Origin of the sequence: Microvirga sp. RSM25 (assembly GCF_044784385.1) — a bacterium.
Taxonomy (GTDB): Bacteria; Pseudomonadota; Alphaproteobacteria; order Rhizobiales; family Beijerinckiaceae; genus Microvirga; species Microvirga tunisiensis.
Genome location: NZ_CP173039.1, coordinates 2,250,307 through 2,265,225 on the forward strand (window position 1 = coordinate 2,250,307; position 14,919 = coordinate 2,265,225).

A 14,919-nucleotide genomic window follows, 5' to 3' on the forward strand; every position below is an offset into this window, starting at 1 on the left:
AGTCGTTTTGCCGGTCGGTCGCTAGCTGCGGTGATAGAACACCGCGAGAGTCCTGAAGTCGGGCGCGAGCATCTGCCAGAAATGCAGGTTGCGGTTGATGAGCGGGATCGCCCGGCAAACTGTTCGCTCATTAGGTGGATCGATGCCGAGCGCGCTGTGGACCGCGTCGACAAGGCCGACGAAGGGACTGTTTTCCGTGGCTGGGATACGATCCACGTCGATATGGAATCGGCACCACATCGCAGCGAGGATTGGCCACAGGCACGTCCGGCCCCAGGCCCACGGGCGGCCGGTGCGGGAGGGCGGCAGGGGTGTGCCCTCGCGGACGACCCGCATCTGTTGGATGGCGATGGCGGCGGGCAGGTCGAAGGCGTCTATGGCCCTGGCCTGGGCTTTGAGCGCCTGCTCGGCCTCGGCCAGAACCCTGTGCAGTGCCTTGCGCTCTTTGACGAACGCGGCTCCGGGGTTGCCATGCTCGGCGGCTGCGGCGTCCAGGATGATTCTGGCAAGGGCTGCGGCCTGGGCGGAACCGCAGCCGAGATAGGCGTCGAGCACGTCCGCCAAGCCCGCCAATCGCTTCGCCGTCGCCTTTTTCATAGCGTCTCATCCGGCTTTACGATCTCGCGGAGGCGTGCTTCCCAGGCTTCGAGCGCCGCGCGCTTTTCCTTAAGGCGCTCGTATCTGTCATAATGCGCTCCATGGATGTCGGAGGGCGCGTGCGCCGCCACGGCGAGACGGTCCTCGCGCGGGATACCCAGGCTGGCCAGCCCGGTCAGGCAGGTGCGGCGCAGATCGTGCGGAGTGTAGCTGAGCCCCTTGCGCCGCAGCGCCTGGGACAGGCTGTGGCGGGCGAGGGTGACCCGGCTAGCAAAGGCGCTGGCGAACACCGCTTCGGAGCCGAGGTTGCGGGCGAGGCCGACGTCGATAAGCCCTGCGGCTATCGGGGCCAGCGGCACGACGTGTGGCCTGCGTCCCTTCATCCGCTGTGCCGGAAGCTCGATGCGGGCATTGGTCGGATCATCGAGGTTGCGGATCTCGGAGTGCATCAGTCCGGCGATCTCGGCTGGCCGCTGACCACTCAGCAGGATGCAACGCAGGGCTGCCGCAACGTTCGGGTCCATGCCGCCTTCGGGTGCGGTCAGGTCCCAGAACGCCTCGATCTCGTCAGGTGTCAGCACGCGCTCGCGCGGGGCTTCTTTCGCCCTGGCTCTCACGCCGCTGGCAGGGCTGATCTCGACGAGTCCTGACTCCACGGCCCAGTTGAACAGGGTGACCAGCACGCTTCTCGTCCTGTTGGCAGAGACCGGCGCGGTGGTTCGGATCATCTCCAGAAGCGCCACCACGTCGGACCGGGTGATGCTCTCGGCCGTGCGACCCTTCCAGGCCGCTCTGGCGCGCCTGAGATAGCCTTCGTCGTTCTTCCAACTGGACTTGTTCGGCTTGGCGTACTCGCCGAGGTAGCGGTCGGCCATAGCCTCGAACGACAGGGCCCCGGAGGCGGCGCGGCGGATGGCCTGCGGGCTCTGTCCATCGGCGATCTCGCCGATGAGTCGTTTGGCGCGTTTGCGGGCTTCGTGGAGTGGAATGGCGGCTAGCGGGCCGATGGTCAGCCTCTCCGGCTTTCCGCCTTTAGGGCGGTAGCGCAGGCACCACGAAGCAGCACCGCTCGGTGTCACGCGCAGGGTCAGACCGGGCACCTTGGCGTCGGTCAGGTCTAGACGGCCTTCAGCGGGCGGCTTGAGCTTGGCGAGGACGGCTTCGGAGAGGGCAATCTTGGGCATAGGCGACCGACGGCAAGAGTGGCTGGGGACACGCTGGGGACACAAGATGATGTCCTTTGCTGTCGTCTCGTGTCGTCTTATGTCATGATAAACCCTTGCCACGCAATGGTTTCGTCATGTCGCGTCCATTCCCGTCATGTCGTATGGCATGTCTGGGGGACTAGGGGTCGGAGGTTCAAATCCTCTCGCTCCGACCATTAAACCCCTTGAAAAAAGAGAAATTTGCATCGGCGCCCATGTGGCGCCGTTCCTGTTTTGGCCGCAAAAGGCCGCGGAATCGCACGTTACGCCGCAGAAAGTCCCAAGGAAGTCCCAAGGATTTTGAGGCTGACGTTCCCCGGCTGTTAAGGCCAAGCTATGGTGTGAGCCAAGGACGTAGGGGAGTAGTGGAAGTGCCGGTCTACAGTTTGGCAGGCCCAGCAATCTCGCTTCTGGGCAAGGCGCTCGACTTGGCTCTCAAGGACCAGCCGAGCATGCAGCTTTGCCCGGAACGGTTCGGCGCGAACGTCTATATGCATGTAGCCGTCACAAACACGGCCGAGCACAAAGTCCACGTTCTCGGCATTGAGGCGACAACAGGCTTGTTCCAGGTTTGGAAGGACTCGTCGGTCGACTCGGCTGTCGATGCTTCGGTTGGTGTGGCCCCGGAGTTCATTCTGAACTCAGAGGAAACAAAGTACCTGCCGATCCTAGCCGTGGATCGGCGGCCCGAAAATCATGACCTACCGTCCTGGCTCATTCTGCTCTGGCGCTCGCTTCAGCACCCGAGTTGGCGACGCCTTCCCGTGAAGCTGAAACTCAGCCACGCCGAGTACGACCGAATCCAAGGTGCGGCCTAGCGCGGGTTCTCCGGCATGTACCCCATCCCGGCTTCCTTCAGCTTAAGTCGCAGACGGATGATCTCGCGCGCAGCATCGCCAGCCAGATCGTGGTAGTGGTCGGCCTGGGCTATGCTCCCACTGTGCGAGTTTCGCCGCCAGCGCCGGATCTCGTCGGCCCGCTCGGCCTCCTCCTGGCGCAAGCGGTAGAGAATGTCGTCGGAACCGACGCGCAGAATTTCGTCGAGATCGCTCATTTCAGGCGGCCGCTTTCATCTGCTTTGGCAGCGAGAATGGAGAATGCTGTTGCTGCCACTTGTGGAACTTGGACGTTCCCAGTGGCTCTAATTCTGTCCATCCAGTTGGCCAGCCCATGACCCGCTCGCAGAGCATAGGGTGTGGGTAAGCTTTTCCTGTCGATGCCTGCCCATCCCTCATAGCGACCAACTCCGCCAGCGTCCCGTACCTGGAGCCGTCTCCCGTGCTGCCCCTCCAATCGCTCGCTGTTGGAGTGGGCGACAAGCCAGATCCGCTCGCGAAGATGGGGAGCGCCAACGGCGGCGGCAGATATGACACCCCATTCCGCCTCGAACCCCATCTCGGCCAGTCACCGAGAACTCGTCCAAGCCTTCGAGAAGTGAGTACTGGGGAGTTTTCCACGAAGACGAAGCGCGGTCGTATCTCGCGAACGATCCCGGCCATGTGCGACCACAGCCCGCTCCGCTCTCCGGCCCGGCCGGCTCCCTTGCCGGCCTTGCTGATGTCCTGACAGGGGAAGCCGGCAGAAACGACGTCAACAACGCCGCGCCACGGTCTTCCGTCAAAACTCTCAACGTCAGACCAAATCGGGAAAGGCTGGAGGTATCCATCGTTTTGTCCTTGCGCTAGAACCGAAGCGGCGTAGGCATCACGTTCAACTGCGCAGACTGTTCGCCATCCAAGCAAGTGCCCGCCGAGTATTCCTCCACCAGAGCCTGCGAAAAGAGCCAGCTCATTCATATTCCTGATTATTCATTAGTTATTGGCCCCACTAGATGTCACATTCGGTGGCCGAGATAGTACAAACAATCTGCTCTCTTTCAAAAGTCGCGCAGGCAATTACTTTAACATGAGAAACCTACACTATGACTGCAGCAGCGCCATTGATTTTTACTACCAGAATTACTGTCACCGATTGCCGTGCAGACTCGTGGAGTGCCGCTTAGAGTCGACTAAGACCGTATAAGGCCGCGCAAGGCCGTATAAGGACTCCAAAAGTCCCAAGGTTGGCACTTTCGGGGTCACTTACATTGTGGAATCACAATGACTTAGCCCCTTTAGTATTTGAGTCTGGGGGACTAGGGGTCCCGAATTAAAATCTCGGCGCTCGGACGAAAAAAGTAATGAAATAAAGCACTTAGCTGATTTCGCCGCTCTCGAAAAGGGCCGGGTCGACACGGTCGACCCGGCCCTTTCTTATTTCTCGGCCAGCAATCCCTGAAGGCGTCCGATCCCTTGCGCCCGAGGACGTCGGTCGCATTTATCCGGGGTCCTCGGGGCTGTTCAGCCACCGCGCAAACGCTGTGCGGGTAAGGAAACCAGAAGGTTCTGCCTGTTCAGCTGGAATCCGACAGAAGCATGCGGTCTGAACAGTCCAAGCGGGCGTGATCGCACGCCACTTCGGCTTCGCAGGTTCGAGGGGCATGATGCCGGCAAGTCGGCTTCGGCGGGCGCTTCGCAACCCAACCCTGGTCGCCCTCGCCGTGGCGCTGTGCGGCCGGGCCGGTTGGGAGTGCTACTCTTCGTAGGCTTCTTCAGACCAATCCGGCTCCACATAGCCGAAATTGGCGGTGATTCTGGTCCGTTTCACTTCAGCATCCACGAGTTCGGGCAACGGATCGACGCTCCTTGTGACCGTGATCACCATCGGGAATTTGATGACCTCCGTCGTGCTCGCGGACGAGGATCCCAACGGTACATGATCCCGGTCGATGCCGTCCTTCCCGGAGAAGCTGAACTCCGCATCAAAGTCCACCGTGGCATCGATGTCGATTGAGAAGGTGACCGTCTCGTCGCCGGACGCGACCACAAGCGGCGAGAGATCGTCATCGAGGTTGATGGCTTACAGCACGGCAGCCTCCTGGGCCGGTGTCTCCACCCTCAACCGGCTGTTTCAGAGAAGGCGCGTGGATGGGGAGAACCTCGCCTGCGTGAAGGGGCACCTGAGCGAGTGGTTCAGCCCGGGCGACCCATGCATCCACTTCCGGAACGACTACAGCCTCGCCCTCTTCAACGGCAGCATGGGCCGGGTCGTCTCCGTCGACGAGCGCGCCCGCCGGGTCGTGGCTCGGTTCGATGAGCGGGAGATCACGTTCTCCGCGGAGGGAACTTCGGATGCGGCCGCGTCCGAGGGGAGCCTGATCGACATGGCGCTGGCCCACGCCGTCACCTGCCACAAGTGCCAAGGAAGCCAAGCGGGGCGCATCATCGTGCCGGTCTACAGGACGGCGCTTCTCAACCCGGCCTGGCTCTCTACGGCTATCACACGGGCGGAGAAGCAGGTCGTGCTGGTCGGGGATCCAGAGGCGGTCCAGATCGCCTTGACCCGTCCCTGGGCATCCGAAGCGCGTAAGGTGGGCTTCCGCTGGCCGTGGAGGCCGTCAGCCTAATCGTGCAAGGCATCTTGCAACAAGGCCACGGAACAAGCGGCGGGGCGTGGATGGCTCCCCATATTTCGGGAACAGGAGGGTGAACCCGGCCCGCACTCCAAGTCCCTCCGGACCCGCCTCCGGCGAGAGCGCGTAGTAGCGCGCGCCAACGAACACGCTCACCGGCTGTGTCCCCACCTTGATCAGCTTGGCGATCACGGCGTTGACCGGAACGGTCAGCTTGTCGTTTGCCCAGTCGTAGGTGGACTCGGTGTTGAGCGAGAAAGTCCAGGCATCGGCGGTCGTATAGGAGATGAAGGGCTGGAAATACGTCGAGTTGACGGGGTCGGTCCCGCTGCGGGTGCCGCCGCCGACCGACCAGATGTGGTTGGCCAGGGCGCCCACCGTCCACGGGCCGGACTGCTTGAGCACGACGGCGGTCGGGCCCGCGCCCCACCGGCCCTGGCCGAGCAGGTCGTCCGTCGCGGTGGGCAGGAGAGCGGCCGGGCCGACGCCCCAGATGAGGCCGCCCGGCCCCGGGTCCTGCGGCGACAGGAACAGGCTCTGAACGGTGTCCCCCAGGCCGAACTGACGGCCGAGGCCCGGCGCGAGGCCCCACTGTGAGATCACCGGCAGGATCGTCCGCGAGATGATGTTCCATTCGGGATTGATCGCGATGGGAATGACCGGCTGGATGTTCAGGGTCGCCCGCCCACCGTCGTTGGGGCCGATCCTGCCGTCGTAGTTGAACTGGAACGGCACGCTGATCAGGCTAGCGACTGGATTGCTGAGCTTCTTGGCAAGATCCGCATCCTGCGCCAACGCCGGCGCGAGGCCCGCCACCACCGGCAGGATGCCGCCCGCGACACCCCGGCCGAAACGGCCCAACGCCCACCGCATGAGTCCATTCATTGAAAGCTCTCCTCCGCAGTGCCGCCGCCCGCCCCTGCCAGGTGCGGAGCCATGTCAACCTATTTGCCCGCCGCTGTCCATTGCAGTTCCTCACTGGCCCGTCAGGGGGGTGTCGCGTCGGCGCGGACGATGCGGACGGGCAGCCTCATGGCATCCTCTGGCAGGCGTTAGCATCGGCGCGGGACCGGGGCCTTTTGCTTGGCCCGCGCGGGTCCTGCCACATCGGATTGCCGCCCTCGACCTCTCTTCGAGGTGTCTGGGGACATATCCCCGCCGGATCGGCACTATCGGGCGACCACTTCGATTTCGCTCGGCCGCCATTCCTTCGCGAAGAACGGCTCTCGCGGGCTGTACAGGCGCAGGATCGCGAACCAGCCCTTGCCGGGCATCGTCTGGATCCAGTTGCCCCGCGCGATGCCGGCTGGCTGGGTGGGGCCGAGATGGATTGTCGTGGAGCCGTCGGCATTCGGCTCGGTGGCGGGCGACGGATAGCTCTGGTTGCCGGCACGCGGGAAGCGCTGCGGCGTGTCGAGCATCGAGCGCGTCTGGTTGTCGTAGAGCGTCAACGACCAGAAGTTCGCCTCCGGAATGTCCTTGGGCAGCGTCACCTTGTAGGTCTTGCCGCCGTCGAAGTACTGCTTGTCGGCATCGAGCGTGGCGAAGAGATACTGCGAGCCGATGCCCGTCACACGCATGGCCATGGCCGGCGTGATGCCGGTGACGCCGTAGAAGTACCATCGACGCGCGTCCAGTTGCCGGTAGCCCGTCGCGGGGAAGGGCTTGGCACCCTCGCGCGTGATGTCCGGGATCGGCGTCTCGAACTCATAGCCGGACACGAAGAGCGGGTTCATCCAGGCGGAGCCGGGATAGTAGAACCAGCTCGGATCGCGCGGATGCATGAACAGGCTGCGCGAGATCGCGTTGGCCTGCGCCACCGCCTCGGTGAGAATCGTCTTCATGCGCTCGTCGGGGGCGAACGGCTTGCCCTTGACGATGCCGATGGCGGCAATCGGCCCCATCAGCTCGGGGTCGAGCGAGGTGGCCGGCTCCTGCTGCACGATCTCGTTGAGCATCTCGAAGTAGCTGAAGTCGTTCGGCGGAAGGGTGTTCATCGCCTTGCCGCTGGCCTCGTGGAATACGAGCGGCGGCGGCGGACTGATGCGCCCGAGCGGGGCCTTGCCTTCCAGGAACTCGGCGATGGGGGTACCGACACCGCCGGCCTCGTACGGGTAGACCTTGGTGAACTTCCGGATGGTGTCGGCCACCGGCTTGGGATCCTTGTGATCGGCCAGGAACGAGCGTGCGAACCAGAGGGCGACATTCGTCCGGGAGTGGGCGATCGAGAAACCGCCGTTCGGCAGCGGACCGGCGTAGCCCGGCGGCACGATCAGGTACTTTCCGCCCTCGCCGCGATCAGGCCCGGGCAGACCGACATCGATGATCCAGCGGAACCAATGGTCCTGGACGGCGCCGAGGAATCCCGGCGCAACCTCCAGCACCATGGGGCCCTTGGTGAGATCGAGCGCACCGACGGCGTAGATCGTGTCGGCATTGGTGGTCAGCCACAGCGACTTGGCGTCCATCAACTCGGAGAAGATGATGGCCTCGTTGTCCTTGACGCCGACGCTCTGCAAGCCCTTGTGGATCGCGTGCAGGCTTACGCCCTGGAGGGTGTCGGCGAACGCGCGCTGCGCGTTGGCAAAGTCGATGGCGTCATAGGCTTTCTCCAGGGTCGAAGCGCTCGGTGCGCCGTCCTTGAAATCGAGCGTGCCGATGCGGGTCTCGATCCTGTCCGGTGTGGTGACCGAGGGCGGGATGGCTGGCGCCGTCTAGGCGGCGGCCGGGCGGGGCAGGACCAGTGCGGCGCAGACCGCGGTTGCTGCCAGAAGTCCGATTGGCTTCATCCGTCGCCTCCGTTGAGTTCAGCCTGATGGGCGCGTTCCGATGGAAGTTCCCCGACCGAGTACGCCAGCGATCCAGTTCCGCTTGACCAAATCCGCATCAGCCATGGCATCCGTCCTTGAGAGGGCGTTCGCTGCCACGCTGACGCGCTGGCGGACACGATCAGGACCTTCCTGTCGGGACGCATCGTAACCCAGCCATCCGAGCTTGCTCGACCCCGCGGGACATCCACTTGACCGATGAGGACCGCAAGGGCGGTTGCTCCCGTCCTGGCCCATCGGCAGTGTCGGATCATCCGCGGCCCGGGTCTATGGGGGTTCGCCCTGAAACCGATTGGGGCAAACCCTGGTTTGTCCCTTCCGTTGGCATTGCTCGCCGGAACCCGCGACCGGCAGGTTCGGTCCAGTTGATCAATGCGCGGCGCCATGACGATCCCAGTCGACGGCGAAACGGTCCCGCGTCTGAGGTGTGTCACCGAACCGAGACGGGATCCCACGGCGATCCCGATCCCGTTGCGGTGCCCTTGCGGTCGGAGGCTGCCGGTATTCACGGCGCCTGAGCTTTCAGGTCGAATCTGTCCGGATCTCAGGGTTTCACCCGATACCTGACATCAGCAAGTCGCCTATCTTGAAAATGATTGAGCCGGGCACCGAGGCACACTGGTCTCCTTACATGCCGTGATCTGGCGAACGCTCCTGCTCGGGAGACAATTCGGAGGTCACGATGACACGGATCCTGTTCGCAATACCCGCCCTCGCAGCCATGGCCAGCCTCTCGGCCGTGGCACAAGGGCAGCCGCCATCGACGGCCTCAGATCTGGTCGACCGCACCATCGCGCGGCGAGCGGTCGAGGCCGTCAACTGGGGCATCCCGGCGGTCAACTATGACCGCATGGTCCAGGCGATGATCCGCGACGCCAAGGGCGACTTCAACCAGATCGTCTACTGGTCGGGGTTCCTCGATTCAAAGAACCAGACCCTGACACCCAATCCCGACACGACCTACTTCAAGCCGTTCTTCAACACCAAGGATGTCGGGCCCATCGTCCTGGAGATCCCCCCGGTCGACGATGGCTCGATCACGGGCACCATCATGGATTCCTGGCAGGCCGCGCTCGAAGACGTCGGCCCGGCGGGGGTCGACAAGGGCAAGGGCGGCAAGTACCTGATCCTGCCGCCCGACTACAAAGGCGACGTGCCGGCTGGCTACATCGCGCTGCCGTCCATGACGTATCAGGGCTACGCCTTGTTGCGGTCCATCGTGAAGAGCAGCAGCGACGCGGACGTCGCCAAGGCGGTTGCGTACGGCAGGCGGATCAAGCTCTACCCGCTGTCCCAGGCCGACAACCCGCCGGCGACGACGTTCATCGACGCGGCCGGCATCGTGTTCGATTCCACGATCCCCTACGACCTGCGCTTCTTCCAGTCGCTGGACCGCATGGTGCAGGCCGAGCCATGGCTGGAGCGCGACAAGGTGATGATCGACATGTTGAAGTCGATCGGCATCGAGAAGGGCAAGCCGTTCAATCCGGACGACAGGACGAAACTGCTGATCGAAGCCGCCGCCAAGGAGGCGCAAGCCTGGCTCAGCCTGCGCTTCGACACCGTCTTCGTGCCCTATTTCGAAGGCGCCCGATGGGCGCTTCCCGCCGCCCCCGGCCTGGTCGAGGCTTCGTCGACTTTCTACGAGACGCCCGACAGCTACCCCACCGATGCGCGCGGATTGACGGACTATTGGGCGTTCTCGACCGTCAAGCATCTCGGGGCAGGCCAGTTCTACCTGATGGGCAGCAAGGACCGGCAGGGGCAACCGCTCGAGGGCGGCAGCCATTACCGCCTCGCCGTCCCGGCGAATGTGCCGGCGTCCCAATACTGGTCGGCGGTGGTCTACAACCGTGAGACCCATACGCTGATCCGCGGCGCCTCTCGCCTGAGCCGCTCCTCGCAGGATCCTGCCTTGCAGAAGAATGCGGACGGGACCACCGATCTCTATTTCGGCCCCAGGCCTCCGGCAGGCAAGGACTCGAACTGGGTGGAGACCGATCCGGCCGGACGGTTCGAGGTGCTCGTCCGTTTCTACGGCCCCGGGAAGCCGCTGTTCGAGAAGACCTGGACGCTGCCGGACATCGAGAAGGTCGCGGCGCAATGATCGGAGACCATGTCATGCACAAATTGACCATCGCGACGATCGGGGCAACCTTCCTGCTGGCGATTCCAGTCATGTCGCAAGCCGTCCACGCCCAGACTTCGCCAAGCACCACGCTGTCCGCTGAACAGGCTCGCGAGGAGAATGCCTACGCGCTCGGCCTGCAAGCCTTCCTGTGGGGCTATCCGCTCCGCTACTACAGCCTCTCGACTCCGAAGGGCATCGTGGCCGGGGGCACCTACATCAACGACTTCCGTCGGTTCCCGGAACTCAAGACGGCCAAGGACAGGTTCGTCGTCACGCCCAACAACGTCACGGTCGATGCCTATGGGACGCTGGATCTCACGGCCGAACCGGTCGTGGTGTTCGTGCCCGCCCTGACGGAGCCGCGCTGGTATCTGGTCCAGATCGGCGACTCATTCGACGAGGTCGCCCGCAACATCGGCGGCATCAAGGGACCGCAGCCGGGCGTCTATGTCATCACCGGCCCGGACTTTGCCGGGGCCGTGCCCGGTGACATGACCGAGGTGAGACTGCGCACCAAGATCGGCGTGGCCGCAGTGCGTATCCTGGCTAAGGGCGCGGCCGATCTGCCCAAGGCCGTCGAGGCCCAGGAGGGTTTTCACCTGATGCCGCTGTCCGCTTACCTGAGGGATGGGCTGGCCCACAAGCCACCGGCCGAGCGGCCCCTGATGGCGACCAACGACAGCAAGGCCCCGCAGGACCTCCGCTTCTTCGACGAACTCGGGTATGCGATGAGCCAGAGGCTGCCGGCCTCGGCCGACTCCGATGACACCCTCGTCGCCTCATTCCGCCAGATCGGACTGAGCGTCGGCAAAGGGTTCGAGTGGCATACGCTGGATGAGCCGACCCGGCGCGGCCTGGCCCGCGCCGCGAAGGCAGGCGAGCAGATCGTCGACAGGAAGTGGGAGGCGGCGGGCGAGACCGCCAACGGCTGGAAGTACACCTTTTCCGGCGGACGCGCAGGCTATGATCCCGGCCTGCGTGCGGCGCTCATCAAGTACGAGCTTGGCGCCCAGCTCTCCGACCAGGTGCTCTACCCCAACACGGCCGTCGACGACAAAGGCGAGGGCCTGACGGGAGAACGGAAGTACGTCCTGCGCTTCGATGCCGGCAAGCTGCCGCCCGTCTCCGTGTTCTGGAACATGGCGATGTACGGCTCCGACATGCTGTTCGTGGAGAACGAGTTCGACCGCTACAGCATCGGCAGCACGACGGACGGGCTGAAGCCTGACGCTCATGGGTCGCTGACGATCCTCATCCAGAAGGACCGTCCCGCCGACACATCGAACTGGCTGCCTGCGCCGTCCGGCCCGTTCAATCTCACCATGCGCCTCTACGGGCCGGAGACGCCGGTGCTCGACGGATCGTATCGGCTGCCAGCAGTAAGGCGCATGCAGTAGTTCGCTGTGGACCGATCCGTGCGCCAGGAAAGTTCCATCGGACGTCCCGTCCGAGGTTGGGGTGAACTGAGCCTGATCCCCGGAGCCGCCGTCGCGGCGTCCCGCCACCGCTGACGCGCACAGCCTGCAAGGGCGTAGAGCGACGAAGGAGCGTCCCTTGCAGGCGACGGGCACTGGCACATTCATCCGGATTGATGAGGCCGTCCGCGCTGCGAGCCTCATCCCTGACGAAACGGATGGCGCGACAGCTGCGAAGGAGTTCTGTGACTTCTGGGAAGCCGCGAATAATGACCGGCGTCCGAACCCGGGTTGGTTTGCTAGATATGGCTCCGAACGGCATGACTACACAGTCGTCAGCAAGGCCGAGCAATTCCTGCGGATGATCCAGACCGTCATTCTCGCGGATGCAGCCAACCAGGCAACTTATGCACCCGAAAAGCCTGAGCACTATGAGTATCCGAGCGTCGCCCAGGCCATGTCTGATGCCGTTCAGGCATCGAAACTGATCCCTGCCGGGATGGATGTGACCGAAGCCGCCAGCGAGTTCTCCTCCTATTTCATCCTCGGAATGCGAGAGAAGCGGACGGCCCCAAAGTGGTGCCGTACAGATCAGAATACCGCAGCCTAAGGAGTATTTGAGAGCAGTGGGTGGGCTTAGCATCCAAGTCGGAATGACTGAAGCCGACGCTCACCCGCAGTACCTACAAACCGGCGAATGAACATACACACTGAACAGGTCGACCGCATATAAAGTTCAAATCCTCTCGCTCCGACCATTCGTTTCCATGAGTTGCTGAAGCTGAATTAGCCGGCCGCAGGGCTGGCTTTTTGCCGTGTGGGGCCGGGCGAGGCCTCAGAATACGCTCTCCTTTCAGTCCAGCTGAAACAAAGCAGCACTCATAGCGTTCGGCCCCTGACGGCGGCCCAGAGTCGAGCGCTTCTCCAGCGTGTCGCGGCCGAGCCGGGACTTTCAGCAGGAGAACAAGATGGATCGTCGTGCCCTACTCGGCGGCCTCGCCGCGCTTGTCGTTGCCCCAGCCCTGGCCCAGACGAGCGGCTCCTCCCCTGCCATGCCGTCAGGCTCATCCGGAACCATGCCGATGAACCAGACAGGTGGGCAGATGAGTCAAGCCGATATGCAGCACATGCAGCAGACGTTGCAGCTTGGCATGGTGGCCCTGGAATCGAGCCGCGTCGCCATGAACAAGGTACGCAGCGAAGATCTGAAGCGCTTTGCGAATTTCGAGGTCCAGGAGCAGACCACGCTCTCGGAGGTGCTGCACTCGATGATGGAGCCTGCCGCTACGGCGGCAACGGGATCGACTGGCAGCCAGTCTAATCCCTCCAGCATGAACGTGCCGCCCATGCAGATGGACGCGTCAGCCCACGACATGATGCAGAAGATGCAGAACCAGCAAGCCGGAGCTGAATTCGACAAGATGTACCTGCAGGCCCAGCTGCAAGGCCACCGCGACCTGCTCCAAGTGCAGGAGCGTTATCTGCAGTCGAACCCTCAGAACCGCGAGCACACGAATGTCGCCAAGATGGCCCGCGGGCATATCCGTGAGCATATCGCCATGCTCGAAGAGATGCAGAAGACCTTGCGATAAGGTGCGGTCGGCTTAACGACCTCAGATACGAAAAAGCCCGCCCCAGTCGAGGCTGGAGCGGGTGAGTCTCAGGAGCAATCCTTGGAGGGATCCTTCCCCAACCCAGTCCAAGCCGGAATGTTTCATGAGCCGAGGTGCGGCGTTCCAACCCATGGTAGATGCTCTCATCGACATGCGGCGAATCGTTGATGCGGCAACCAGGACCTGCATTTCGCTGACGCGGACCTCCCGTTCCGGATGCCGCGCCCGAAGCCTTCTGCTTGCACTCTCACGCCTGAACTCTTGCCAGAACCGGTCGTTCTTATTCGGCTAGGTGACGCTTGGAGAAGGACATCACCGTGACGAAAAGCAACGTGGAATATCGAGCAACCGCACGGCAGGACAGTCCGAGCGCCCCTCCAGCTCAGCCTCCCGGCTTCACCTCCGTTCTCGAGCGCAACATAGACGCCTTGCGGCGCAAGCGGCAGGACGAGGAGAAGAAGGCCAGTCTGCAGGATCGCATCGCGGAGGTCATTACCCGCTTTTCCGGCAGCATGGCCTTCGTTTACGTCCACCTGGGGCTGGTGGCAGGCTGGGTCGCGGCCAATCTCGGCCTCGTCCCCGGCGTGCCGGCCTTCGACCCGACCTTCGTCATCCTCGCGACCTTCGCCTCCGTCGAGGCGATCTTCCTCTCGACCTTCGTGCTGATCAGCCAGAATCGTGCTTCTGCAGAGGCTGATCGGCGCTCGGAACTGGATCTTCAGACCAATCTGCTCTCGGAGCATGAGATCACGCGCCTGCTGACGCTGACTCGTGCGATTGCCGAGCACCTCGGCATCCGAGAGGCGAACGATCCCACCTTGGAAGAATTGGAGCGGCACGTCGCGCCGGAGAAAGTGCTCGACAGACTGACCGAAGACGAAGACAGCCATTAGCCCTGAAGAGCCGGGCTCGATGAAGGCTGTTCATCCTGTGGGAGATGGTGGGCGGTGAGGGACTCGAACCCCCGACCTGCGGTGTGTAAAACCGAAGCTCTACCAACTGAGCTAACCGCCCGATGGGCCTGACATAAAAAGAGAAGGCCAACAACGCAAGCGTCGTCGGCCCTCTTAAAGCATCGGACCTGAAAGTGGAATGCACTTTCGGGATCAATCCGATGTTAACTCTCTTTAATGACGCATCGTACGGTGCAGAAGACCGGATCCGCTTTTCCGCGCGATACGCAGGCGAACACCGCTCAAATGCGATTACTTCGCGTTGACGGCATCCTTCAGGCCCGCGCCAGCACGGAACTTGGGGGTCTTGGAAGCGGGAACCTTGACCTTCTCGCCAGTGCGCGGGTTGCGCGCCTCACCGGCAGCGCGGTTTGTCACCACAAACGTGCCGAAACCGACGATCTTCACCTCGTCGCCCTTCTTCAGAGCGCCGGTGATCGCCTCGATGGCGGCGTCGATCGCGTCGCCAGCCTGGCCACGCGAAAGGCCCACCTTGTCGGCGATTGCCGCAACGAGCTCGCCTTTATTCATCGTCATATCCTCCAGTGATCACGGCGGTCGCAAAGGAAATGGTCCACCGTTTCAGGGACAACTCGTTTGGCGCAAAGCTTGTCCGTAAGCAAGCCCCGAAGTGGCTGAAATCAGCCGATTATTTGCAGTTTTCATCAAAAAAGAAGCCCCTGGACCGGGGTCCAGGGGCTTCTACCGTAACGTCATGCGTTTGGA

Annotated in this window: 15 protein-coding genes, 1 tRNA gene and 1 pseudogene; 7 read left to right on the forward strand and 10 right to left on the reverse strand. The window is 63.0% G+C overall.

Going from position 1 to position 14,919, the window contains the following annotated elements:
- Window positions 1-21: 21 nt before the first annotated feature.
- Together ACD578_RS10600 and ACD578_RS10605 are read right to left on the reverse strand one after the other, a co-directional pair.
- The gene (locus tag ACD578_RS10600; RefSeq protein WP_404292887.1) at window positions 22-597 is read right to left on the reverse strand and encodes a hypothetical protein; all 576 of its coding nucleotides are present in this window, start codon (window positions 595-597) and stop codon (window positions 22-24) included.
- Window positions 594-1,781 carry a tyrosine-type recombinase/integrase gene (locus ACD578_RS10605; RefSeq protein WP_404292889.1) on the reverse strand — a complete coding sequence of 396 codons (1,188 nt, stop codon included), beginning with the start codon at window positions 1,779-1,781 and terminating at the stop codon, window positions 594-596. Before ACD578_RS10605 ends, ACD578_RS10600 begins: the two co-directional genes overlap by 4 nt.
- 392 nt (window positions 1,782-2,173) lie before the next feature.
- Here ACD578_RS10605 and ACD578_RS10610 point away from each other — a divergent pair, with 392 nt between their 5' ends.
- The gene (locus ACD578_RS10610) at window positions 2,174-2,620 is read left to right on the forward strand and encodes a hypothetical protein (RefSeq protein WP_404292891.1); all 447 of its coding nucleotides are present in this window, start codon (window positions 2,174-2,176) and stop codon (window positions 2,618-2,620) included.
- Here the strand turns inward: ACD578_RS10610 and ACD578_RS10615 are convergent.
- The 4 genes and pseudogenes from ACD578_RS10615 to ACD578_RS10630 form a co-directional block, all read right to left on the reverse strand.
- Window positions 2,617-2,856, reverse strand: a complete 240-nt coding sequence (locus ACD578_RS10615) for a hypothetical protein (protein WP_404292893.1) — start codon at window positions 2,854-2,856, stop codon at window positions 2,617-2,619. The two genes, ACD578_RS10610 and ACD578_RS10615, sit on opposite strands and share 4 nt — an antisense overlap.
- Window positions 2,853-3,197, reverse strand: a complete 345-nt coding sequence (locus ACD578_RS10620; RefSeq protein WP_404292895.1) for a hypothetical protein — start codon at window positions 3,195-3,197, stop codon at window positions 2,853-2,855. The genes ACD578_RS10615 and ACD578_RS10620 overlap by 4 nt, the downstream gene beginning before the upstream one ends.
- 26 nt (window positions 3,198-3,223) lie before the next feature.
- Window positions 3,224-3,598, reverse strand: a pseudogene (locus ACD578_RS10625) (DNA cytosine methyltransferase); the annotation flags it as partial.
- Between the two features lie 775 nt (window positions 3,599-4,373).
- The gene (locus ACD578_RS10630) at window positions 4,374-4,667 is read right to left on the reverse strand and encodes a hypothetical protein (RefSeq protein WP_404292896.1); all 294 of its coding nucleotides are present in this window, start codon (window positions 4,665-4,667) and stop codon (window positions 4,374-4,376) included.
- Window positions 4,668-4,695: 28 nt separating this feature from the next.
- On the opposite strand from ACD578_RS10630, the gene ACD578_RS10635 reads away from it, so the two are divergent.
- On the forward strand, window positions 4,696-5,247 hold the full coding sequence (locus tag ACD578_RS10635; RefSeq protein WP_404292898.1) for an ATP-binding domain-containing protein: 552 nt from the start codon (window positions 4,696-4,698) through the stop codon (window positions 5,245-5,247).
- Here ACD578_RS10635 and ACD578_RS10640 read toward each other — a convergent pair.
- On the reverse strand, window positions 5,239-6,138 hold the full coding sequence (locus ACD578_RS10640; RefSeq protein ID WP_404292899.1) for a transporter: 900 nt from the start codon (window positions 6,136-6,138) through the stop codon (window positions 5,239-5,241). The genes ACD578_RS10635 and ACD578_RS10640 overlap by 9 nt on opposite strands.
- Before the next feature lie 284 nt (window positions 6,139-6,422).
- A complete protein-coding gene (locus ACD578_RS10645) occupies window positions 6,423-7,772 on the reverse strand; it encodes a DUF1254 domain-containing protein (RefSeq protein WP_404292900.1) in 1,350 nt (449 codons plus the stop codon).
- A gap of 991 nt (window positions 7,773-8,763) precedes the next feature.
- On the opposite strand from ACD578_RS10645, the gene ACD578_RS10650 reads away from it, so the two are divergent.
- The 5 genes from ACD578_RS10650 to ACD578_RS10670 all read left to right on the forward strand — a co-directional run bounded on the left by ACD578_RS10650 (window position 8,764) and on the right by ACD578_RS10670 (window position 14,133).
- Window positions 8,764-10,188, forward strand: coding sequence for a DUF1254 domain-containing protein (locus ACD578_RS10650; RefSeq protein ID WP_404292902.1), 1,425 nt, complete (start codon window positions 8,764-8,766; stop codon window positions 10,186-10,188).
- Window positions 10,189-10,202: 14 nt separating this feature from the next.
- Window positions 10,203-11,609 carry a DUF1254 domain-containing protein gene (locus tag ACD578_RS10655; RefSeq protein WP_404292904.1) on the forward strand — a complete coding sequence of 469 codons (1,407 nt, stop codon included), beginning with the start codon at window positions 10,203-10,205 and terminating at the stop codon, window positions 11,607-11,609.
- Between the two features lie 157 nt (window positions 11,610-11,766).
- Entirely contained in the window at window positions 11,767-12,237 is a 471-nt protein-coding gene (locus ACD578_RS10660; RefSeq protein WP_404292906.1) for a hypothetical protein, read from the forward strand.
- A gap of 358 nt (window positions 12,238-12,595) precedes the next feature.
- A complete protein-coding gene (locus ACD578_RS10665; RefSeq protein WP_404292908.1) occupies window positions 12,596-13,219 on the forward strand; it encodes a DUF4142 domain-containing protein in 624 nt (207 codons plus the stop codon).
- A 338-nt stretch (window positions 13,220-13,557) separates the two neighbouring features.
- A complete protein-coding gene (locus tag ACD578_RS10670; protein ID WP_404292909.1) occupies window positions 13,558-14,133 on the forward strand; it encodes a DUF1003 domain-containing protein in 576 nt (191 codons plus the stop codon).
- 45 nt (window positions 14,134-14,178) lie between these two features.
- Here the strand turns inward: ACD578_RS10670 and ACD578_RS10675 are convergent.
- A tRNA-Val gene (locus ACD578_RS10675) sits at window positions 14,179-14,254 on the reverse strand.
- Window positions 14,255-14,445: 191 nt separating this feature from the next.
- Window positions 14,446-14,724, reverse strand: coding sequence for an HU family DNA-binding protein (locus tag ACD578_RS10680; RefSeq protein ID WP_152716198.1), 279 nt, complete (start codon window positions 14,722-14,724; stop codon window positions 14,446-14,448).
- Window positions 14,725-14,919: the final 195 nt, after the last annotated feature.